The 20,736-nt window shown below is 72.8% G+C and carries 17 protein-coding genes; 5 read left to right on the forward strand and 12 right to left on the reverse strand.

Annotated elements, in window-relative coordinates:
- Positions 1-14: 14 nt before the first annotated feature.
- The 4 genes from BLT52_RS03135 to BLT52_RS03150 all read right to left on the reverse strand — a co-directional run bounded on the left by BLT52_RS03135 (position 15) and on the right by BLT52_RS03150 (position 4,667).
- Positions 15-1,355: a glycosyltransferase gene (locus tag BLT52_RS03135; RefSeq protein ID WP_090590551.1), complete on the reverse strand. Its 1,341-nt coding sequence runs from the start codon at positions 1,353-1,355 to the stop codon at positions 15-17.
- Between the two features lie 13 nt (positions 1,356-1,368).
- Positions 1,369-2,241 carry a glycosyltransferase family 2 protein gene (locus BLT52_RS03140; protein WP_090590553.1) on the reverse strand — a complete coding sequence of 291 codons (873 nt, stop codon included), beginning with the start codon at positions 2,239-2,241 and terminating at the stop codon, positions 1,369-1,371.
- Positions 2,238-3,854 carry an MFS transporter gene (locus BLT52_RS03145; protein ID WP_157676946.1) on the reverse strand — a complete coding sequence of 539 codons (1,617 nt, stop codon included), beginning with the start codon at positions 3,852-3,854 and terminating at the stop codon, positions 2,238-2,240. Before BLT52_RS03145 ends, BLT52_RS03140 begins: the two co-directional genes overlap by 4 nt.
- Before the next feature lie 81 nt (positions 3,855-3,935).
- Positions 3,936-4,667, reverse strand: a complete 732-nt coding sequence (locus tag BLT52_RS03150) for an SDR family oxidoreductase (RefSeq protein WP_090590557.1) — start codon at positions 4,665-4,667, stop codon at positions 3,936-3,938.
- An 89-nt stretch (positions 4,668-4,756) separates the two neighbouring features.
- Here BLT52_RS03150 and BLT52_RS03155 point away from each other — a divergent pair, with 89 nt between their 5' ends.
- The gene (locus tag BLT52_RS03155; RefSeq protein WP_090590560.1) at positions 4,757-5,365 is read left to right on the forward strand and encodes a TetR/AcrR family transcriptional regulator; all 609 of its coding nucleotides are present in this window, start codon (positions 4,757-4,759) and stop codon (positions 5,363-5,365) included.
- A gap of 128 nt (positions 5,366-5,493) precedes the next feature.
- Here BLT52_RS03155 and BLT52_RS03160 read toward each other — a convergent pair whose 3' ends face one another.
- From BLT52_RS03160 to BLT52_RS03175, 4 genes are all read right to left on the reverse strand, one after another.
- Positions 5,494-6,828 carry a caspase family protein gene (locus BLT52_RS03160; protein ID WP_090590561.1) on the reverse strand — a complete coding sequence of 445 codons (1,335 nt, stop codon included), beginning with the start codon at positions 6,826-6,828 and terminating at the stop codon, positions 5,494-5,496.
- A 19-nt stretch (positions 6,829-6,847) separates the two neighbouring features.
- A complete protein-coding gene (locus tag BLT52_RS03165) occupies positions 6,848-8,212 on the reverse strand; it encodes a hypothetical protein (protein ID WP_090590563.1) in 1,365 nt (454 codons plus the stop codon).
- A gap of 6 nt (positions 8,213-8,218) precedes the next feature.
- The gene (locus BLT52_RS03170; RefSeq protein WP_090590565.1) at positions 8,219-9,802 is read right to left on the reverse strand and encodes a hypothetical protein; all 1,584 of its coding nucleotides are present in this window, start codon (positions 9,800-9,802) and stop codon (positions 8,219-8,221) included.
- Between the two features lie 151 nt (positions 9,803-9,953).
- A complete protein-coding gene (locus tag BLT52_RS03175; RefSeq protein WP_157676947.1) occupies positions 9,954-10,595 on the reverse strand; it encodes a response regulator transcription factor in 642 nt (213 codons plus the stop codon).
- A 254-nt stretch (positions 10,596-10,849) separates the two neighbouring features.
- Here BLT52_RS03175 and BLT52_RS03180 point away from each other — a divergent pair, with 254 nt between their 5' ends.
- The gene (locus BLT52_RS03180) at positions 10,850-11,986 is read left to right on the forward strand and encodes a GntR family transcriptional regulator (RefSeq protein WP_090590569.1); all 1,137 of its coding nucleotides are present in this window, start codon (positions 10,850-10,852) and stop codon (positions 11,984-11,986) included.
- Between the two features lie 656 nt (positions 11,987-12,642).
- Here BLT52_RS03180 and BLT52_RS03185 read toward each other — a convergent pair.
- The 4 genes from BLT52_RS03185 to BLT52_RS03200 form a co-directional block, all read right to left on the reverse strand.
- Positions 12,643-13,767 carry a glycoside hydrolase family 76 protein gene (locus BLT52_RS03185; protein WP_090590571.1) on the reverse strand — a complete coding sequence of 375 codons (1,125 nt, stop codon included), beginning with the start codon at positions 13,765-13,767 and terminating at the stop codon, positions 12,643-12,645.
- A gap of 5 nt (positions 13,768-13,772) precedes the next feature.
- Positions 13,773-15,044: an ABC transporter substrate-binding protein gene (locus tag BLT52_RS03190; protein WP_090590574.1), complete on the reverse strand. Its 1,272-nt coding sequence runs from the start codon at positions 15,042-15,044 to the stop codon at positions 13,773-13,775.
- Between the two features lie 67 nt (positions 15,045-15,111).
- Positions 15,112-16,056 (reverse strand): carbohydrate ABC transporter permease, encoded by a 945-nt coding sequence (locus tag BLT52_RS03195; protein ID WP_231946479.1) that lies wholly within the window; start codon positions 16,054-16,056, stop codon positions 15,112-15,114.
- Complete coding sequence (locus BLT52_RS03200) at positions 16,056-17,009, reverse strand: carbohydrate ABC transporter permease (protein WP_090596236.1); 954 nt, start codon at positions 17,007-17,009, stop codon at positions 16,056-16,058. Before BLT52_RS03200 ends, BLT52_RS03195 begins: the two co-directional genes overlap by 1 nt.
- 156 nt (positions 17,010-17,165) lie before the next feature.
- On the opposite strand from BLT52_RS03200, the gene BLT52_RS03205 reads away from it, so the two are divergent.
- The 3 genes from BLT52_RS03205 (at position 17,166) to BLT52_RS03215 (ending at position 20,686) form a co-directional block, all read left to right on the forward strand.
- Positions 17,166-18,695 (forward strand): glycoside hydrolase family 76 protein, encoded by a 1,530-nt coding sequence (locus tag BLT52_RS03205; RefSeq protein WP_090590576.1) that lies wholly within the window; start codon positions 17,166-17,168, stop codon positions 18,693-18,695.
- A 143-nt stretch (positions 18,696-18,838) separates the two neighbouring features.
- Positions 18,839-19,888 (forward strand): 5'-3' exonuclease, encoded by a 1,050-nt coding sequence (locus BLT52_RS03210; protein WP_231946480.1) that lies wholly within the window; start codon positions 18,839-18,841, stop codon positions 19,886-19,888.
- A gap of 129 nt (positions 19,889-20,017) precedes the next feature.
- Positions 20,018-20,686 (forward strand): SIMPL domain-containing protein, encoded by a 669-nt coding sequence (locus BLT52_RS03215; protein WP_090590579.1) that lies wholly within the window; start codon positions 20,018-20,020, stop codon positions 20,684-20,686.
- Positions 20,687-20,736: the final 50 nt, after the last annotated feature.

Below are 20,736 nucleotides of genomic sequence, written 5' to 3' on the forward strand. Positions count from 1 at the left end.
CGCGGCGACCCGGGTCAGCGGCGCCGGACGCGGGCGGCGGGGGCCGGGACGCTTCCTGACGCTCCCCCGGTCCGGCGTCCGAGCCGCTCCTCCAGCGTCGCGGCCACGGTGTCGACCGGGTCGGGCAGGGCGGCCGTCGCACGCGCCATCTGCTGGGCCCGCTGCCGGTAGCGCGGGTCACCCAGCACGTCGCGGACCGCCGTCCGGATGCGGGCCGGCGAGGGACGTCCGCTGCGCAGGTTCCGCCCCACCCCGGCCCAGGCGGCCCGGGCCGCGACCTCCGGCTTGTCCTCGGTCTCCCCCGCCACCACCAGCGGGACGCCGTGGCGCAGGGCGTCCTGCACCCCGCCGTGACCGCCGTTGGTCACCATCACGTCGGTGCGCGGCAGCAGCCGGTCGTAGGGCAGGAAGGTGGAGACCCGGACGTTGCCGGGCAGCCGCTGCGGGGCGAGCGCCCGTTCCAGGTCGGCCACCGGTCGCCCCCCGGTGGAGACGACGACGAGGACGTCCTCGCGGGCCAGCGCCCGGACCGCCGGGGCCAGCAGCTTGCCCAGGTCGGCGTTGTCCAGCGTCCCCTGGGTGACGTGGACCACCGGCCGGTCCCCGTCCAGCTCGCCCCACCACGCCGGCACCGCACGCTCCGACGGCGGGGGCCGGACCGGGCCGACGAAGCGCACCGTGCCCGGGAGCTCGCGCCGGGGGTACTCCATCTCGGCCAGCCCGAGGTGGAAGGTGAGGTCGTAGGCCGTCACCTGGTCGAAGAAGTTGACCGAGCCCGGCGGCACCCCGTGCGGCACCAGCTCCGCGTCCAGGCGGTCGTGCAGCGGCTTGAGCGGGCCGTGGTGCAGGAACCAGTTCGCCTGCACGTTCCGCCTCCGGGTGAACCAGGACGTGCTCGGTGCCAGCCCCGAGCCGAAGGGGGCGCAGTCCACGCTGACCACCGACAGCGGCGTCATCGACACCCCCAGCACCGGCGGCCGGGTGGACGGTTCGCGCCGGGCCAGGGGCAGCGCCCCGAGGAAGGCGGTGTCGGAGAGCACGGCGTCGACGTCGTGGCGGGCCAGCGCCGAGGTGAGCGCGTCGTGCTGGGCCTCCAACGGGTCGATGAAGATGGACACGATGTCCTCCAGCGCGGCGGCGACCCGGTTCCGGGGGCGCGGTCCGACCGGCGGGACGATCTCGCTGGCCGGCGGCAGCGGCAGCAGCTCCAGGCCGGCGTCGGCGGCCATGCCGGAGAACTGGCGGCCGGTGAGCACCAGCACCCGGTAGCCACGCTCACGCAGCCCACGGCCCAGGGTCAGCATCGGGTTCACGTGCCCGAGCAGCGGCGTGGCGGGGAGGAGGACGGTCGGCATGGCTCTCCTCACCTTATTCGGGCCCCCGAGCCGCACGACCCCCCTGCCGCCGGCGACGACGCCCGAGGTCGCCGAGCACCGCCACAGCCAGCAGCGCGAGCGGGACCGCGCGCCAGCGACGACGTCGTCGGCGGACCAGCTCGCGGTCGGCCGGCCGGACCGCCGGGGCCACCCCAATCACCCGGCGACCGGCCGCCCGGTTCACCACCGAGGCCAGCGCGTAGTAGTAGCCGTAGGAGACCACCACCGTGTGCGCCAGCCCCTGGTCCATCCGCCGGGACGAGGTGTGCACGGGGTTGCGGCCGTCCCAGTGCACGGTCCCGACCCGACGCAGCCGACGCAGCAGGTCGACCTCGTCACCGCCCTGGGTCAGCGTGACGTCGTAGCCGGGGAAGCCCTCGCGGCGGTAGGCCACGTTGGTGGCGGTCAGGTAGGTGACCCGTCCGGTGAGGGCGTGCACCGCGGCGACGAGCGCGAACCCGACCGGGGGCATCACGGCGGCCCACCAGGGCGGGTCGAGGTAGCGGCAGGGGCCGGCCACCGCGACCACCCCCGGGTGCTCGCGGAAGGCCTCGTCCAGGCGGCTGAGCCAGTCCCGCGGGTGCAGGGTGTCGGCGTCGGTGGAGACCACCAGCTCACCCCGGGCCTCCTCCACCCCCCGCTGCCGGGCGGCGCAGACCCCGCGCCGGCCCTCGTGCACCACCCGGACGCCCGCGCGCTCGGCCACGGCCACGGTGTCGTCGGTGCTGCCGTTGTCCACCACCAGCAGCTCGACGCCACCGGCGAAGTCCTGCGCCTGCAGGGAGGCCAGGGTGGCGGCCAGGTGATCGCCCTCGTCCAGCGCGGGCACGACCACCGAGAACCGCGGCGCCGATCGGCCGCTCACCGGGTGCTCCCGTCGGCGGGACGTCCGGCAGCACGGTCCGGGGCGCCGGTCCGGCCGGTGGCGCCCAGCCGCCCGCTCCGCACCATCAGCAGCAGCACGCCCCCGAGCAGCACCACAGGCACCAGTCCCGCGAACACCGGGGTGAACGCCCCGGCGTAGGCGGCGGCGACCTGGCCGGCCACCTCGGGCGGCAGACCCGCGACCTGCTCCGGGGTCAGCCGGGCGGCCCCGACGTCAGGGGCCCGCTGGGCCAGCTGGCCCTGCAGCCGGGCGGTGAAGACGCTGCCGACCACGGCCGTCCCCGCCAGCACGCCGACCTCGCGGAAGAAGCCGTTGACCGCCGTCACCGTGCCCACCTCCCGGTCCGGGGCGGCGTCCTGCACCAGCACCACGAGGACGTCCCAGGAGCAGCCGATCCCGACCCCGAGCAGGAACAGGTAGCCCCCGGTGAGGACGAGGGAGGAGCCGGGGGTGAGGCCGGCCATCAGGGCCAGCGCGGTGGCGCAGAGCAGCGCGCCGAGGACCGGGAGCCCGCGGGCCCGACCGGTGCGGGCCACCACCTGGGCGGCGACCACGGTGGCCAGACCGAGCCCGGTGACCAGGGCCAGCATCACCAGACCGGCGCGGACCGGGGACAGCCCGCCCACCATCTGCAGGTAGGTGGGCAGGTAGCTGATGGTGCCGAACATGGCCACCGCCACCAGCGCACCGGCGGCCACGGCCAGGGCGACCGTCCGGTCGGTGAGCAGGTGCAGCGGGATCAGCGGTTCGGTGGCCCGCCGCTCGACCAGCACGAACGCCACCGTGCCACCGACCGCCGCCACCAGCAGCAGGCCGACGACCCCGGGAGCCCACCCTCCCGTCCCTCCGGAGACCAGCAGCACCGCCGCCGTGGTGGCCAGGGACAGGGTGACCACCCCGGTCACGTCCAGCGGACCGTGGCGGCGCGGGCGTCCGCGCGGCAGCAGCAGCGCCGAGCCGACCAGCGCGAACAGGCCGACGGGCACGTTCATCCAGAAGGCCCAGCGCCAGCCGACGGTCTCGGTCAGCCAGCCGCCCAGCAGCGGTCCGAGCAGGGCGCCCAGTGCGAACGCCGCCCCCACCCCGCTCATCACCGGGGCCCGGCGCCGCACCGGGACCAGGTCGGCCACCAGGGCCTGCACCAGGACCAGCAACCCGCCCCCGCCCACGCCCTGCACCGCGCGCGCCGCGATCAGCCACTCCATGGTGGGGGCCAGCCCGCCCAGCACCGAGCCGAGCAGCAGCACGGCCACCGAGACCAGGAAGACCGGACGCCGCCCGAGCAGGTCGCCCAGGCGACCTGCCACCGGCATGGCCACCGTCCCGGCGAGCACGTAGCCGGTGTTCACCCAGAGCAGCCGGTCCAGGCCCTCCAGCTCCCCCACCACGGTGGGCAGGGCGGTGGCCAGGACCGACTGGTTCAGCTCGCCCAGCAGCAGTGCGGAGGCCGGGGCGGACAGCACCAGCAGCAGCCGGCGCCGCGACGGTGAGGACCCGGCACCCGTGGGCTCGGCACCCGCCGGGTCGGCCCCCGCCGCGGCGGCGGTGGCGGCGACCGCCGACGGGCTCGCGTCGTCGGGGGGCGGGGGCACCTTCGGACGGTACCCACGGGCGGCCACCTCACCCGTGCCGCGGCGCCCGTCCTGGGAGAGGGCCCGGCTCCCGGCCGGCCCTCAGCTGACGAGCTCGGCCACCGCACCGGTGACGAGGGCGTGCAACTCCTCGGCGGGTCGGCTGAGCATCGACTTCACCAGGCGGGTGCTCTCGTCGGCCAGCACCTCGAAGGCGCCGCTCACCACGCCGTCGTAGGCCTGCGCCACCACGTCGGCCGGCGTGCTCTTGGGGCCGGGCTGGTGCGTGGACATCGGGGTGTCCACCAACCCGACGAAGAGACCGGTCACCGTCGTCCCCTGGGCGGCGAGCTCGAACCGGAGCGCGTTGGTCGCCGACCACATGGCGGCCTTGGAGGCCGCGTAGGCGCTGGGCACCGGCGCCCAGACGGCGAGGGAGAGCACGTTGAGCAGCGCCCCTCCGCCGTGCGCGGCGAGGACGGGGGCGAAGGCCCGGACCACCCTCAGGTTCCCGTACACGTTGGTCTCGAAGATGCGCCGCATCTCCTCCTCGTCCCCCGCGAGGAGCGAGCGGTCCTCCGGCGGGGCCACGGCGGCGTTGTTCACCACGAGGTCGACGTCGGAGGCCTCCTGCGCCGCCGCCGTGACGCCGGCCGGGTCGAGCAGGTCGAGCGCCAGCGGCACGACCCTGTCGTCGTCCCAGCTGCGCGGCGAGCGGGCCGCGGCGTAGACCCGGCGCGCTCCCCGCTCCAGCGCCTGACCCACGAACTGCGCTCCCAGCCCGCCGTTCGCGCCGGTCACCAGCACCGTCCGGCCGTCCAGTCGTCCCGTCATCGTCACTCCTGTACCTTGATCCAAGTGGGGAGTTCCCCCACTTCGAATATATGGGGACTGTCCCCACATAGCAACCGAGGGGGGCGACCATGTCGGGAGCACCGGCCCGTCCGCTGCGCGCGGACGCCCGTCGCAACCGCGAGGCGATCCTGCGGGCAGCGCGCGCGACCTTCGCCGCGCAGGGGATCTTCGCCCCCACCGACCGCATCGCCGCCGAGGCAGGCGTGGGCAACGCGACGCTCTACCGCAACTTCCCGACCCGGGAGGACCTGCTCGCTGCGGTCATCGACGAGAGCGTCCGCGACGCCCTGGCGGCCTCGGAGACGCTGGAGCGCGACCTGCCACCGGGCGCGGCGCTGCAGGAGTGGCTGTTCCAGCTGGTCTGGCAGCTGCGCAGCTGGCAGGACCTCCCGACCGGGATCGCCACCGCCATCTCCCACGACGACTCCCCTGTGCAGGACATCTGCACCCGTCTCACCGCCCGCACCTCCCAGCTCCTCGAGCGGGCCCAGCGGGACGGCGCCGCTCGCGACGTGCCGGCCCGGTCGGTCTTCGAGCTGGTCACCGCGGTGTCCTGGGCGGTGGACCGGTTCGCCGACGACGAGGAGCGCGCCCGCGAACGGGTCGCCCTGGCGACCGCCGGGGTGTTCGTCGTCGGGTCGCCGGAGCCCGCCGCAGCGGGCCACGGCGGCGGCTGACCCTCGAGGCCCTCGACGTCGACCGCAGGTGCCGGACCGCTCCAAGACCTCAGCCGCCAGGGTGGGCCTCGGGCGACTCGAGCTGGCGCCCGGGGTCACCCGCGGGGCTGGGGCCCGGCAACGGGCACCTAGAAGGCGAAGGGTCGCTCGACCACGCGTGCGGCCGCGCCGCGGGAGCCGTAGCTGTTGAGCTGCGGCGTGGCCGTGGGGATGGCCCGGGCCCGCAGCGCGCGGGCCAGGTCGTCGTAGGAGCCGGCGAACGAGCCGCCGGACCAGATCGCGCTGAGGTTGTAGGTGAAGGCTGACAGCGGGTTGCCGGCGGGGGTCACCTGGTGGTCCGCGCAGGCGGAGAGGGCGGTGACCGTGCACGACACCGGTTGGTCGTCGGGCACCGTGCAGGCGGCCGACCGGACGGCGTCGTAGAGCTGCTTGTGGGTGCTGTAGACCTGCCCGCCCTCGATGAGCTTGCCCTGCCCGGCCCGGCTCTCGGCGAGCAGGCCGCCGAAGAGGTCAGCCACCTCCTCGTCCCGTCCGGCCTCCCCCACCGGCGCAGCGGCCGGTTCCGGCGCCTCGCCCTCCAGCGCCGCCGCCAGCGAGGACGAGCTGATCGGCGTGACGTCCTGATCGCTCAGGCTCCCCGCCGTCCGCCCCGTGCCGGGCGTGGTGAGGGCGAGCGCGGACCTCACCTCCTGGGCGTGGTCGGCGGCCACCTCGGCGACGAGCTCCTTGGTGGCCGTCCCCGAGTGGCAGCTGTCGAAGACGACGTGGGCCCGGACCCCCTCGCCCAGACCGCGCAGCAGGGCGTAGAGCTCGTCGTCGACCAGCATCCGGTCGTAGAAGCACGTGGTCTCGTCCAAGAGGTCCTGCTCCACGTCCCCGGACTCGTTGTCGATCTGGCTGCCGTGCCCGGAGAAGGTCAGCAGCAGCGCGTCCCCGGCCTGGAGGTTGTGGGAGGCGTCGGACAGCAGCCCGTAGAGCGCGCTGGTGGTCGCCTCCGCGTCGACCAGCACACAGGCGTCGTAGCCCAGCTGCTGGGAGATCTGGGCCATGGCCCGGGCGTCGTTGGCGCAGGAGGGCAGCGCCAGGTCAGAGCCGTAGTGGGCCGGGTCCACCCGGTCGACGCCGATGTGGATGCCGATGCCGACCGGCGGGCGCACCAGGGTACCGGCGAACAGCGCGTCCAGCTGGGAGAGCGTCTGGTGCCCGACGATGCCGTCAGCCACCAGCCCGTACTCCCGCTGGAAGGCGTCCACCGCGGCGAACGTCCGCGGCCCGAAGTAGCCGTCGACGTCGTTGCCGGTCAGGTAGCCGGCGTTGAGGGCGCTGAGCCCCTCCTGGACCGCCACCACGGCACCGCGGTGGGTCTCCCCGCGGCTGATGGGGCGCCGGTTCTCGTGGGCGGCGGCCAGCCGGTCGCGGGTGCTCGGCGTGGCGACGTGGGTGAAGCGGTGGGACTGGAACATCAGGACTCCTCCCGGCGCGTCACGGCGCCCAGGTGTAGGTGGGGCTGGGGTTGGGCGACAGGGGGACCACGGTGCAGCCGAGGCCGACCAGGAAGGCCCCCTGGGTCGTGGGTGGTGGCGTGGCCGGGGGGCCCGACGGTCCAGCCAGCAGGGCCTCGGTGACCCACAGCCGACGCTGCCGGGCGACCGGGTCGAGCAGCTGGACGTGCCCCAGGACGAGGGCCCGACGCCCTGGTTCGGCGATCTCCAGCGTCGGCAGCCGCCGTGGCACGGTGACGGCCTTGGTCACCGCCGCCGGGCGCAGCGTGGTCGCGGCGAGCCTGGTCACCGGGGACCGGGGACGCAGCACCACCGGCGCCAGCCCACCGGGAGCGAGGACGACACGACCGGGCTTCGTCGGGGCACGCGGGCGGCCGGGCGGCGGCGCGGGTGCCGGCTCGACGACCCGGGAGGCCACCGCCAGCTCCACGACCTCGACCAGGTAGGCACGGGCCGCGTAGGCGGGGACGCTGCCCGCGCGACCGTCACCGGCCGAGGCCTGCTCGCCGTCGCGCAGCCGCCAGTCCCGCGCCGCGTACTGCTCCACGGTGAACCACGAGCGGTGCAGCGAGAGGACCACGAAACGGAGCCGGACCTCCCCGACGCGGTTGGCCCACCAGGCGTCCCAGGTGTCGCGGGGGGCCTCCGGGGGCAGGGCGCGGTCGAGCTCGTCCAGGGTCGCCCGTCCCTCCAGCCAGGTGGTCGGATCCACCGCCGACAGCGGGGTGAACCCGGTCGGGGCGAAGCTGTGGTCGGCGGTGGTAGGAAGCAGGTCCTCGTGCAGGGCGAGGCGTTCCCGCTCGGCCACCGCCCGGGTGGAGCGCAGCCCCAGCCGCAGCACGGTGGCCAGGGCGGACTCGACCGCGGCCTTGTCCCCGGCCACCACCCACTCCGCCAGCACCGCGGTCAGCTCGGCCGCGCCGGCTCCCTGCTCCAGCATCGTGGTGTGCAGCGCCCGGTACTCCTGGTAGCGGTTGAAGGTGGCCGACGGCACCGGGAACCCACCCTGACCGTCGGTGAACAGCACCGCCCGGGCCGCCGCGAGCTCGGCGTCCTCCAGCTCGGACCAGCTGCGGGTGGCGAACTCCATCCGCTCGAGCAGCCGCCGGTGCCTGCTCCACAGCGGCCCTCCGGCACCGGCCACCCGCGCCGGGGCACCCAGGCCCACCTCGCCGTTGGTCAGCTGGGCGAACTCCCAGGCCCGTTGCAGGTCGGTCATGGACCTCGGCGAGGCGAAGTCGGCCAGCACCAGCGGCACGGGGAGCTCGGGACAGGCCAGGAAGCCCTCACCGGCGACCTGGGAGTGCACCCAGGCGGCCAGCGCGACGTGCAGTCCGCTCTGCATCGCCCCTCAGATCCAGGCGGTGACGTCGGGGTTCGGGTCGGCGGCCTTGTCGATGAGGGCCGACATGAAGCCGACGAGCTGCAACCCGTGCACGGTGATCGAGCTGGTGTCGATCTGCAAGTTCGACTCGTCCTCGCGGTTGGTCTGCTGGTACTTGCCGCCGATGCAGAAGGGCCCGATGCCGATGACGCCGCCACCCTCGGTCTGGGACTGCACCGACTTCATGAAGCTGGCGAACGCCGAGGAGTAGATGGTGAGGTCGCGGACGAACAGCGCCTTCGTGGCGTAGCCGATCATCGCGCCCTCCGGCGGCTTCCCCCCGTCGGAGTGCACCGGGCCGTGGTCGTCGACGAACTCGGTGGTGGGGCGCCAGCCCCGGGAGGAGAAGAACCCGGGGTTGAAGGCAGGGCGGGAGATCTCGACGGTGGTGTAGTCGAAACGCATCCCGAAGTCGTCGGCCGCCACCTCGCACTGGTGCTCCTGCACGCTGTGGCCACCACGGGCACCGACGCTGACGATGCCGAGGCTGAAGGCCACCCCGCCGGAACCGGAGCGGCTGCTGGAGGAGGAGCTGGTGCGGCGGGAGATCGAGCGCTCGTGGTACTCCGACCAGCCGTCGGAGCGGGCGAAGGCACCGGGCAGGACCGTGGCGGGGAAGAAGGGGTAGCCGAACTGGCCGGTGGTGTTGTTGTTGATCTCGTCGAGGCTCTCCAGCAGCCGCGTCTTCCACGCCACCATCGAGGAGCCGAGGATGTGGTTCAGGGTGGCCTGGGCGCGCTCGACGTCGAGCTTGTAGCCGCTGGCCTCCCAGCCCCGCAGCGCCTCCGTGGCCCGGCGGCGGTAGATGCCGCCCGAGCGCTGCCACTCCACCAGGTCCTGCGCACTGCCCCCGTTGGAGCGGGCGAGCCGGGAGGCGTAGTCGGTGACCGCGTTGTCGTAGGCGCTGCGCTTCGCCTTGTAGGCCGTCATGGCGCGGCTGTCGCGCGACTCCTGCGTCTTCTCACCGGTGAGGAAGTCCTCGACCTCCACCGTCTCCATCAGCAGCGAGCGCATCCGCTCCACGATGGCCTGCTGCGCCTCGGTCAGCTCCTCGTCGGCCACCTCGCAACGGCGCAGGGTGTCCTCGTACAGCTCGCTCAGCCGGGCCCCGGACTGGCCGTAGACCACCGAGACGTGCTTGTACTTGCGGCCCCCGGCCGAGGCGGTCCAGCGCGAGTCGGCGGCGCTGGGGACGGGCAGCGGGATGAAGTCCACCAGCCTCGACCACTGCTCCCAGGTGCCCAGCAGGTGCTGCTGGTACATCAGCTTGGCCTGCTCGACGGCCGCCTCCCGGCTGAGCCCGCCCTCGGTGCCCTCCTGCGGGGGACCCATCAGGGTCTCCACCAGCTCCTTGAAGTAGGGCAGCGTCAGCGGTGTCGGTCCGGAGAAGGGTCCGGCGATGGCGAAGTCGAAGGCGCTCGGGTCGAAGGGGATCCCCGGTTGGATCCAGTTGAGCATCACGTTGTCCGGCAGCGGCAGCTCCGCGCTGCCTCCGGTCAGGCCGTCGTAGAGGGCGTCGACGACCTTGCCCATCAGCTCTTTCACGTCCATGGGTGCCTCCTGCTCGCGCGTGGTACCGACAGCCTCGGGCGTCGGGCGCCGGCACCGCATCCACCGGAGCAGGTGGAGCGGAGGAGGATCCCCACGGGGGAGGACGTCCCTCAGCTCCCCTCAACCGTGGACGTCCCGGGCCGTGCGTGCCTCAGTCGATGGAGGCCCGCGCCACCAGCTCGACACGGCGGCGCAGTCCGAGCTTGCTCAGCACCGAGCGCACGTGGGTCTTCACGGTCGCCTCACCGATCACGAGGCGGGCAGCGATCTGGCGGTTGGTGAGCCCGACCATCATCAGCTCGGCGATCACCTGCTCCTTGGGCGTCAACCGGCTGGCCGGGGGCCCCGGCGCGGACACCGGCGGACGCCGCGGTCGCTGCTGCAGGCCGTGGAGCAGCAGCAGACCCGTCCGCGGCGTGCAGTAGGCCTCACCCGACATCACCACGCCGAGGCCGTGCACCAGCTCCACCAGCGGCTGGTCGGCGTCCACGAAGCCGGTCATGCCGGCCTCGGCGCACAGCAGGACCTGGCGGGCGTGCTCGGCGGAGACGCCGACGCCCGTGCCCAGCCAGCGGGCGTTCGGTGCCACCCGGCTCACCGAGCGCACCACCCGGTCGGGCTGGTCGACGGCGAAGTCCAGCAGCACGAGATCGGGCGCCCGTCGCGCCGACGCACCCACGGCGTCCTCCAGGGTGCCGGCGTGGGCGGTCACCACCACGTCAGTCAGGGCGAGCGCGGCACCCAGGGCCTCGCGCCAGACGCGTACGGGTGCCACCAGGACGGCATCGACCATGGCCCCTCCGCGGCTGGGCGCCTCGGGCTGGAGCACCCAGACCGCCATTGTCCGCCTGTTGGTCGGGGTGAGCAAGGTCCGAGTGGCCCCAGCAGCTCCGCGGTCACGGCGACAGCTCACCGCGACAGCACGACGACGACGGCGCGACCCTGCCGGGCAGGTCGCGGCGGGGTGGTCCTGCCGCCGGTGTAGCGTGACATTCAATATAAGGAAGCGGGGCCGCCGGCACCCGCCGCACCGAGAGCGAAACGCCCGTGGCCGCCCTGTACCAGCAGCTCTACGAACGGCTCCGCACCGACATCGAGCAAGGACGTCTCGAGGTGGGTCAGCGGCTGCCCACCGAGGTCGAGCTGGCCCGGACCGAGGACGTCAGCACCATCACGGTGAAGAAGGCCCTGGACCTGCTGCGCCAGGACGGCATGATCGTGCGCCGGCCCCGGCTCGGCACCTTCGTCACCCGCCAGTCCCCCGAGGCCGTACCGGTCGACGTGCCCGCGCCGCGCGGCTCGGCCCCGCTGCCGCTGGTGGGGTGCGTGCTGACCAACTTCGACGACACCTTCGGCACCCACCTGCTGGGGGCGCTGCTGGACACCGCGGCCGGCAGCGCGAACCTGGTGCCCCGGCGCTCCCACGGCAGCGCCGACACCGAGGAGCTGCTGATCCGGGAGCTGGTGGCCAGCGGCATCCAGGCCCTGGTGCTGGAGCCCAGCTCCTCGGAGTACGTGGCGCCGGCGGTGCTGGAGCTGGTCACCGCGCGCTTCCCGCTGGTCATCGTCGACCGGGTGCTGGAGCGCTTCCCGGTGTCCACCGTCGCCTCGGACAACCCCGCTGCCGCGCGAGCCCTGACCGAGCACCTCTTCGACCTCGGGCACCGGACCATCGGCTTCGTCAGCGCGCCGGCCCACGTCTCCACCCTGGACGAGCGGCTGCAGGGGTTCCTGATGGCCCACGCGACCTTCGACGTCCCCCACGACGAGGCGGCGACGTTCACCGACGTCCGCTCCACCCAGCCCGCCCTGGACGGCGACGTGGCCACCGACGTGGCCCACCTGGAGGAGTTCGTGGCCGCCCACCCGGAGCTGACCGCCTTCGTGGTGACGGAGTACAACATCGCCCTGCTGCTGCTGGAGGCCTGCCGGCGGCAGGGGCTGGCCGTGCCGGAGGACCGCAGCATCGTCTGCTTCGACCACCCCGACCGGCCGTTCGAGCTGTCGGCCTTCCGCTTCACCCACGCCCGCCAGGACCAGGAGCAGATCGGCCGGTTCGCGCTGCAGCAGGCGCTGCGCCAGATCGAGGACCCGCAGCTGATCGTCAAGGAGCAGCTGCCGGTGACGATCGTCGAAGGGGCCTCGACCAGCCGGATCCGGCGGCGTCGGGCCCGTCAGGCCTGAGCGTCAGCTCGAGGGGGCCGGCGACGAGCCGACCCGCTCCTCGGCACCGCACCCCCAGACGGCGGCCCTGGGTCGTGCGGGTGACCGGCCACCCCGGTATCGGCTCGACCCTGGCCCGGGACCGGCCGACGGTCACCACCCGGCCGACCCGCTCCGCCGCTCCCTCCGCGGGCTGCTGTCGCACGGACGACTGGTCGACTGGACCCGTCGCCGACCTGCTGTCCCACGCGGCCGTGCAGAACCGGACCATCAGCAGACGCCTCCGCACCTACCGTGACCGACGTCTGCTGAGCGACCGGTTCTGCACGCCCCGCCCCACCACGGGGCGCCACGGGCCGCCCGATCTGCCCGCGGGCTGCACGAGCGGGCGCTCAGCCCGACGGCCTCCCCGTAGGAGCAGTGCCATCGGGCTGAGTGACCGGTTGTGCTCCCGGCTGCGAGGGACCGGTCTCGTAGAGCTGCCGGGCCAGTGCGCGGAGGGTGGAGCGGGCCGGTAGGTGACCCGGCCTCCGCGGGGAGAACCAGATGACGTGCCCGGCCTGGCGCAACCGACCTGAGCCTGCCGGGGCCGCGGCCACGGACGTGGTCGACGGCCCTCGACAGGCTCAGGGTGGGGACTCCCGGGGTGGGTAGGTCGGGACGGGCCTGGCGGCGGGTCAGACCGCCAGGCGCGAGTCGGCCGGCCGGGACTCCTCCAGCCGCGCCCGCAGCTCGGTGGCCTTGATGGCGCTGAGCAGCGAGGAGTACGGCAGCGGACCGGTCGGCGGCTGCTGCCAGTCGTTGGCCGGCAGCAGGTGGCCGTCGACCACGCAGTTGCCCCACAGCACGTCGGTGCCGTTGCGGACGAAGCTCACGAGCCGCTTGCGGGTGGCGGCGGATGCCTCCCCGTCGACCTCGGCCAACCGGTCGACCAGGACCCCGAAGTAGCGGTAGGCCACGCCCTTGAAAAGCCCTTCGTCGCCGTCGTCGCCCTCGACCCGGAAGACGCCGTCCTCGCTGAGCTCGGCCAGCGCGGTCAGCGCCGTCCGCTCGGCCCGCTCCAACAGGCTCCGCTCACCGGTGACCGCCTCGAGGGCCAGCAGCGCCCCGACGTAGAGCCCCTGGTTGTAGGTGAAGCGCCAGTGCAGGTCGATCCGGCCGTCGCCCTCGCGGTTGACGCCGTCCTGAACGAAGCCGTCGGGCTCCACCAGGTGCTCCTCCAACCAGGCCAGCGCCCGGGTGGCGTAGGGCAGGAAGCGCTCCTCCCCGGTGACCTGGTGCAGCCGCGCGGAGAGGATGATCAGCGGGCCGTTGGCCGGGGTGTTCTTGTACTGCAGGGACTGCTTGCGCCAGGCCAGGCTCTCCCCGTGGGTGGTGTTCCAGCCCCCCTCGACGATGTGGTCCCACAGCTCGACCGACCGGGCCAGGTGGTCCGGGTCGCCGCCTGCCTGGTGCAGCCGCAGCAGGGCCAGGGCGTACCAGAGCATGTCGTCGAAGTAGTCGTTGAAAGGGCTGCCGCCGTTGCGAGCGCGGATGTGGTCGGCGACCGCGGCCGCCTCCCGCAGCCAGGTCTCGTCCCCGGTGCGGTGCCAGGCGTCGATGCGCACGTCGACCAGGTGGGCCAGCCACCAGTAGTTGAAGACGGTGTCGTCCCCGGCGGGGTAGGCGTTGTGCCAGCGCTGCGGCTCCGGAGCCCGGAACCAGTGCTCGAAGCTCCGCTGGGCCACGTCGGCGCGACGCCCCCACTCGGCGGATCGGCTGGTGCCCACCGGGGTCGGCGCGATGGTGTCGATCGTCGTCATCTTCCTCAGTCCCTGTTCTCGGCCAGCACCTGGTTGCCCATGGACTCCGAGGCGGACAGGGCCTGCTCGGCCCCGATCTCGCCGGAGAGGAACTTCTCCAGGTTGGGGATCAGCGCCTTGCCCTCCATGTCGGAGTAGCCGGGGACGGCCGGGCGCACGGTGGCGAACTCCATGGTCTCCACCAGGGCCTCGTACTTCTCGTCGGCGGTGAAGTAGGGGTCGTTGGCCGCGGTCCGGTTGGCCGGGATCTGCCCGGAGATCTTGCCGAACTCCAGGGCGTTGGCCGGGTCCGCGCACCACCACTTCATGAAGGCCCAGGCCCCGTCGGCGTTGCCGGCGCCCTCGGGGATGGCCAGGCCGAAACCGCCCATGCCCGCGGCCTGGCCGCCGGTCGGTCCCGCCACCGGCGGGGTGGTGCCGTAGGAGAGGTCGCTCACCTTGTCGTAGTCGCTGAAGGACCAGGGGCCGGTGTAGGTCATCGCGACCTTCTTCTCCGCGAAGGGCACGCCGCCCTTGCCGAAGCCCAGCTCGTAGACGCCGGCGTCCATCAGCTCCTGCCAGAACTCCAGCACCGCCATCCCCTCCGGGGAGTTGAAGGCGACCGTCTGGTTGTCGTCGTTGAGCATCGTGCCGCCGGCCTGGCGGATCCACATGCTGAACAGCCCCGGGTCGTCCAGCGCGAAGCCGGAGACCTCGAGCTTGCCGCCGGAGCGCTTCGTGGTGGCCTCGGCGGCGCTCAGCAGCTCCTCCCAGTTCGTCGGCGGCTCGACGCCGGCCTCGGACAGCAGCTCCTCGTTGTAGAAGAGCGAGCGGTTGTCCACGATCAGCGGCAGACCGTAGAGCTGGTCCTCCACCGTCATCTCGCCGAGCGCCTGGTCGTACATCTGGCTGACGTCGACGCCGTCCTCGGCGACCCGGTCGCTGATCGACTGCAGGGCGCCCTTGGGGACGTAGAGGGAGGTCTGGAACCGGTCCCAGAGCACGATGTCGGGGACCTGGCCGCTGGCCAGACCGGTGAGGAGCTTCTGCTCCAGCTCCTTCTGCTGCACGTAGCGGACGGTGAGGTCGGTCTGGGAGCTGTTGAACAGGGCGGTCAGCTCCTCCATCTGCTTGGCCTGGTCACCGACCCAGCTGCCCCAGAAGGTGATCTCCCCGGAGGGGGCGGAGCCGCCGCCACCGCCACCGCCTCCGGAGGCGGGGCCGCTGCAGGCGGCGAGGCCGGTCCCGGCTGCGGCTCCGAGGGCGAGGGTGCCGAACGCCCGGCGTGAGAGCTTCATCGTGTAGTCCTTTCGGTCACGTCGTCGTGACGGTGGTGGGTGCGGGGTGGGGAGGGGAGGACGCGTCTCACTTGGACCCGATGTGGGCGATGCCCTCGATGATCCAGCGCTGGCAGACGAGGAAGAGGACGAGCATCGGCACGCTGGTGAGGATGGTCCCGGCCATCAGCGGTCCGAAGTCGGTGGTGCGTTCGTTGACGAAGGAGGACAGCGCCACCTGGACGGTGAGCATCCGTTCGTCGTTCAGGACGATGAGTGGCCAGAGGAAGGCGTTCCAGCCCCCCTGCAGCGTCATCACGCCGAGGACGGCCAGCCCGGCCTTGGCCAGCGGCAGGTAGACCTGGAGGAAGATCCGGAACTCCCCGGCACCGTCGATGCGCGCGGCCTCGCCGAGCTCGTCGGGCAGGGACTGGAAGAACTGCTTCATGAAGAAGACCGCGAAGGGTCCGGCGGCGCCGGGCAGGATCACCGCCCAGTAGGTGTTGATGAACCCGAAGCCGCCGTCACCGAACAGGTCGTTGCCGCCGACCAGGGGGAAGTGCCGCAGCACCAGGAAGGTGGGGACCATGGTGATCACGCCCGGCACCATCATCGAGCCGAGGAACACCGCGAAGACCGGCGTCCGGCCCCGGAAGCGCAGCTTGGCCAGGGAGTAGCCGCCCAGCGCACCGAAGAACAGGTTGGTCACCGTGCCGGCGATGGCCAGGTAGGCGGAGTTGCCCAGGTAGGAGGCGAACGGGGTGTTGCTGAACACCGCGACGTAGTTCTCCAGCGTGAACCGGCTCGGGATGAGCGACAGGTAGCCGCCCAGGACGTCCTCGGCCGGCTTCAGCGAGGTCGCCAGCGTCCAGAGGAAGGGCATCACGGTGGCGAAGGAGATGACGATGCAGCCGATCCACCAGGCCACCCGGCCCACCTGCTGCAGCGGGGTGCGGCGCTTGGTGCGCATCACCTGCGGGGCGTCGGTCGGCGGCGTCGGGACGGTCGCGGGATCGATCGAGACGGCGGTCATCACTGCTCCCCCACCCTGTTGATGCGTGCGTTGACGAGGGAGAAGACCATGATGATGAGGAAGAGCACGAAGCTCAGCGCCGAGGCGTAGCCCATCTCCAGGCTGTCGAAGCCGCGGTCGAAGATGTAGTAGACCATCGTCACCGTGGAGTTGCCCGGGCCTCCCTTGGTCAGGATGAAGGCCTGGTCGAAGACCTGGAAGGCGCCGATGATCTGCAGCGTCGAGACCAGGAACATGACCCGCGAGATCCCCGGCAGGGTGATGTGGCGGAACTGCCGCCAGGCGTTGGCACCGTCGATGCGGGCCGCCTCGTAGAGGTCGCGCGGCACCCCCTGCAGACCGCCGAGGAAGATCACCATGTTGGCCCCGAAGCCGGCCCACACGCTCATCACCACGATGGCCGGCATCGCCCAGGTGGACTCGTAGAGCCAGGCCGGACCGTTGATGCCGAACCAGCCGAGCACCACGTTGAAGATGCCGTACTGGGGGTTGAGCAGCCAGAACCAGATGGAGGCCGTGGCCACGGTGGAGGAGACCACCGGGATGTAGAAGAGGGTCCGGAAGATGCGGGCCGCGCGCACGTCGCGGTTGAGCAGCAGCGCCGAGCCCAGCGCCACCGCGATGCCCAGCGGCACGTACAGCGCCGTGTAGTAGGCGGTGTTGCGCAGCGCGATCCAGAAGAACGAGTCGCCGAAGATCCGGGTGTAGTTCTCCAGGCCGACGAAGTCGAAGTCGCCGATGATCGCGTAGTCGGTGAGGCTCAGCACCAGCGACGCCACGATCGGGATGGCGAAGAACACGATGAAGAGCACCACCGGCACGGCGATGAACAGCCAGCCGTTGAGGAACTGCTGCCGCCGGGTGGTGGAGGGTGGCAGCAGCTGGCGTGGCCGCTTCGCAGCAGGTGGCTCAACCGGGGCCACCGCCGGTTGGCCACGGACTGCGCTGTCCATGATCGAGGTCACTGCAGGGCTCCCTTGCCGTCGTGTGTGCTCACATATATTCATATGCACACGGCCGACGTCAAGGCCCTCTGTGCATATTGATTGCCAAGGTAATGGCTGCAAACCCTTGACGGACGCCGGAGCGGCCGCCTAGCGTCGCGGCCCATGCGATCAACGACGATCCGGCCCTGGAGCCGTGCCCTGCTGGCCACCTCGCTGCTGCTGTCCCTGGTGGCAGCCCTGCTCGCCCCGGCCCCCGCCGCGGCCACCACGAAGACGACCGCCGCCGAGGCGATGGACGCCTACGTCGACGCCTTCTGGGACCCCGAGGAGAAGTACTTCTTCACCTACTCCGACCACCGTGGTCGCGGGGGTGTGGGCCCCGAGGGCGGCACCTACAGCGACTTCTGGTGGGAGGCCCGCCTCTGGGAGGTGGTGATGGACGCCTGGGAGACGACCGGCGACCCGCGGTACCGAGCCATGATCGACGACGTCTACGACGGCTTCACCGCCCACCACCCCGACTTCGAGGTCGACTTCAACGACGACCTGAACTGGTGGGCGATGGGCGCGGCCCGCGCCTACGGCATCACCGGCGACCAGCGCTACCTCGACACCTCCGTCGAGCTGTTCGACCGGATCTGGGCCGACTGGGACGACACCTACGGCGGCGGCATCTGGTGGCGCCACTCGGTGCAGAACCAGAAGAACGTGGCCACCAACGCCCCCGCCGCGGTGACCGCGGTGCTGCTGGCCCGCCACACCGGCGACCAGGAGTACCTCGGGCGCGCCGAGCAGCTCTTCGACTGGGTGGACGAGCGCCTGGTGGAGGACGACGGCACCGTCCACGACCACTGGGAGGGCACCGACACGCTGGTGAAGTGGGGCTTCAGCTACAACTACGGCACCTACGTCTCCGCGGCCACCAAGCTCTACGAGGAGACCGGTGAGCAGGAGTACCTGGACAAGGCGCTGCGCTCGGCGGACTGGGCGACCACCAAGCTGACCAACGGCGGCACCTTCCGCGGCGAGGGCATCGGCGACGGCGGCGGCTTCAAGTCCCTGCTGATCCGGGCCCTGGTCGACCTGGTGCAGGACCACGGCCAGGACCAGTACCTGCAGCAGCTGCAGGACAACGCCAACCAGGCCTGGAACCACCGCCGCACGTCGGACGACCTGATGGGCCACGACTGGTCCGCCCCCACGTCGTCCGGGGCGCTGCAGAGCCTGGCCGCCAGCTCCGGGCTGACCGCCGTGCTGCTGGTGCCGCCGGACGGCCGCCCGAGCGGCACGCTGGCCGAGTCCGGGGTCTACGAGGCCGAGAACGGCCAGGTGATCAACATCGACAGCGAGGCCAACGGCACCGGCTGGACCGGACGCGGCTACCTGGCCGGCTGGAACCGTGACGGCCAGCAGGTGACGCTGCACGTCAACGTGGAGCGGGCCGGCGCCCACACGCTGCGCTTCCGCTACGCCGGCGACGACGGCACCGCCACCCGGATGGTCATGCTGAACTCGCGGGTGGTCGACGAGGCGCTCGAGTTCGAGGGCACCGGCGGCTGGGGCAATTACGCCTACCGCGACCTGAAGGTGCGTCTGAGCCGGGGCCACAACTCCGTGCAGATCCGGTTCGACGAGGCCTCGGACAACCAGGCCTACATGAACCTGGACCGGGTGGAGATCGTCCGCGGCTGATCCCACCTCCTGTCCGTAGCAGGCAGCTGCACCGGGGGCCCGACGGGTCGCCCGGTGCAGCTGCTCCTACCGGTGCCGTCCACCGGTGGGCACTCGACCCCGCAGCGGGCGGGGGCGCTGGTCCGGGCGGGGAGAATGAGCGGGTGACCGACTCCCCGGTGCTGCTGGTCGTCGACGGCAACTCGCTGCTGCACCGCAGCTACCACGCCCTCGCCGGCACGGGTGCGCGCAGCGTCACGGGGGAACCGGTCTGGGCGGTCCGCGGGCTGCTCACCCAGGTGGTCGCCGCGGCGGACCGGGTCGGGCCGACCACGGTCGTGGTGGGTTTCGACGACCCGGACCAGAGCGTGCGGCGGGAGCGGTGGCCGCAGTACAAGGCCCAGCGCCTCGCCAAGCAGCCGACGCTGGTCTCCCAGCTCCGCCGCGCCACCGAGGTGCTGCGCGAGCTGGGCGTGCACGTCGTCACCCCGGCCGGGCTGGAGGCCGACGACGTCCTCGCCTCGGCGGCCCGGCTGACCGCGGAGCAGGGCGGACGGGCCGTCCTGGTCACCTCCGACCGCGACGCCTTCGCGCTGATCGACGATCGGACCAGCGTGCTGCGGGTGATCAACGGCGGGGTGGACGCCTCCCCGCTGATGACCGTCGAGCGGCTGCCGATGCTGCTCGGGGTCCGCCCGGACCAGTACCGCGACTTCGCCGCCCTGCGTGGGGACCCCTCGGACAACCTCCCGGGGGTGAGCGGCATCGGGCCCAAGCGGGCGGCCCGGCTGCTGGAGGGGCTGGGCAGCGCGCGGGCCGTCTTCGACGACGTCGCCGACGGCGGTCGACGGGTGGCGGAGCTGATCGGTCCCGGTGGGTTGCGACGCCTGGCCGACCCGGCGGCACGGGAGTGCTGGGAGCTCAACTGCGAGGTGATGTCCTTCCACCACGACGTCGACCTCGGCCTCGAGCCGGACCGCGGCCCGGGACGGCTCCCGCTCTCCCCCGACGTCGTGCGTCGCGTCCTCGTCGGCCAAGGGCTCCCCGGCACAGCGAGGGTGGCCTCCCGGTGCCTGGCCGGTGAGGAGCCACCGGAGCCAGGACCGGCGCAGGTGGACGTCCTGCCGTGGGACCCCCGTGCGGAGTGGCGCTCCCGCGAGACGTTCCCGCCGCTGCCGCCGCCACGTCCGGAACCGCAGCCGACGCTCTTCTGAGCCGGCGTCCGGCGTCCGCCTCCGGTGCGGCGGCTGGTGGCGCAGCCACCGGGCCGACCCGGACGCCCGCCACCGAGTCGGTGCGGGAAGGCGCCCGCCCGCGGACCCCGGTCTCAGTAGGGTCGGCGCATGAGCCAGGTGGAGATCACGGTCCGCGGTCAGCACAGCGCCTTCCAGGCTCCCGAGCGGGGGACGGCCCACCTCACCGTCGCCCTCGAGGGCCCGCAGGAGGCCGCGGTCCACGCCGGGGTCTCCGAGGCGCTGCGCGCGGTGACCCAGCGCGTCCAGCCGCTGCACCACCCGGACCAGGGTCCGGTCACCTGGTGGAGCACCGACCAGCTGCGGACCTGGGCCCGGCGCCCGTTCCACAAGGACGGCAAGCAGCTGCCGCTGGTGTTCCACGCCAGCGCCGACGTCCGGGCCAAGTTCGCTGACTTCGCGGTGCTCAGCCGGTGGTTGGGCGAGGTCCTGACCATCACCGGGGTGCGGGTGGACCGGATCGAGTGGGCGCTGACCGAGGCCCGGAAGCTGGAGCTCACGCGCCGGGTCCGGGCGCAGGCCGTGCGGGAGGCGCAGGCCAAGGCCCAGGCCTACGCCGACGCGCTGTCGCTGGGCGCGGTGACGGCTGTGGCCCTGGCCGACGCCGGGATGCTCGGCGAGGGGCTCTCCCCGCAGACCGGGCAGCAGGCCGTGGCCTTCGCGCGCGGGGCGGTCGCCGGCGGCGGCGCGGAGGTGGCCTTCGTGCCGCAGGACATCGAGGTGTCGGCCGCGGTGGACGCCCGGTTCCTCGTCGGCTGAGTCGTCCACAGCCAGGCCGGCCCACCGAGCGCTGTCCACAGGGCGGCCGT

This window comes from Auraticoccus monumenti (genome assembly GCF_900101785.1).
GTDB lineage: Bacteria > Actinomycetota > Actinomycetes > Propionibacteriales > Propionibacteriaceae > Auraticoccus > Auraticoccus monumenti.

Coding starts and splice junctions, on each gene's coding strand:
- BLT52_RS03135 (WP_090590551.1), bottom strand. CDS start 1,355: ATGCCGACCGTCCTCCTCCCCGCCACGCCGCTGCTCGGGCACGTGAAC.
- BLT52_RS03150 (WP_090590557.1), bottom strand. CDS start 4,667: ATGACGGGACGACTGGACGGCCGGACGGTGCTGGTGACCGGCGCGAAC.
- BLT52_RS03155 (WP_090590560.1), top strand. CDS start 4,757: ATGTCGGGAGCACCGGCCCGTCCGCTGCGCGCGGACGCCCGTCGCAAC.
- BLT52_RS03160 (WP_090590561.1), bottom strand. CDS start 6,828: ATGTTCCAGTCCCACCGCTTCACCCACGTCGCCACGCCGAGCACCCGC.
- BLT52_RS03165 (WP_090590563.1), bottom strand. CDS start 8,212: ATGCAGAGCGGACTGCACGTCGCGCTGGCCGCCTGGGTGCACTCCCAG.
- BLT52_RS03170 (WP_090590565.1), bottom strand. CDS start 9,802: ATGGACGTGAAAGAGCTGATGGGCAAGGTCGTCGACGCCCTCTACGAC.
- BLT52_RS03175 (WP_157676947.1), bottom strand. CDS start 10,595: ATGGTCGATGCCGTCCTGGTGGCACCCGTACGCGTCTGGCGCGAGGCC.
- BLT52_RS03185 (WP_090590571.1), bottom strand. CDS start 13,767: ATGACGACGATCGACACCATCGCGCCGACCCCGGTGGGCACCAGCCGA.
- BLT52_RS03190 (WP_090590574.1), bottom strand. CDS start 15,044: ATGAAGCTCTCACGCCGGGCGTTCGGCACCCTCGCCCTCGGAGCCGCA.
- BLT52_RS03195 (WP_231946479.1), bottom strand. CDS start 16,056: ATGACCGCCGTCTCGATCGATCCCGCGACCGTCCCGACGCCGCCGACC.
- BLT52_RS03200 (WP_090596236.1), bottom strand. CDS start 17,009: ATGGACAGCGCAGTCCGTGGCCAACCGGCGGTGGCCCCGGTTGAGCCA.
- BLT52_RS03205 (WP_090590576.1), top strand. CDS start 17,166: ATGCGATCAACGACGATCCGGCCCTGGAGCCGTGCCCTGCTGGCCACC.
- BLT52_RS03215 (WP_090590579.1), top strand. CDS start 20,018: ATGAGCCAGGTGGAGATCACGGTCCGCGGTCAGCACAGCGCCTTCCAG.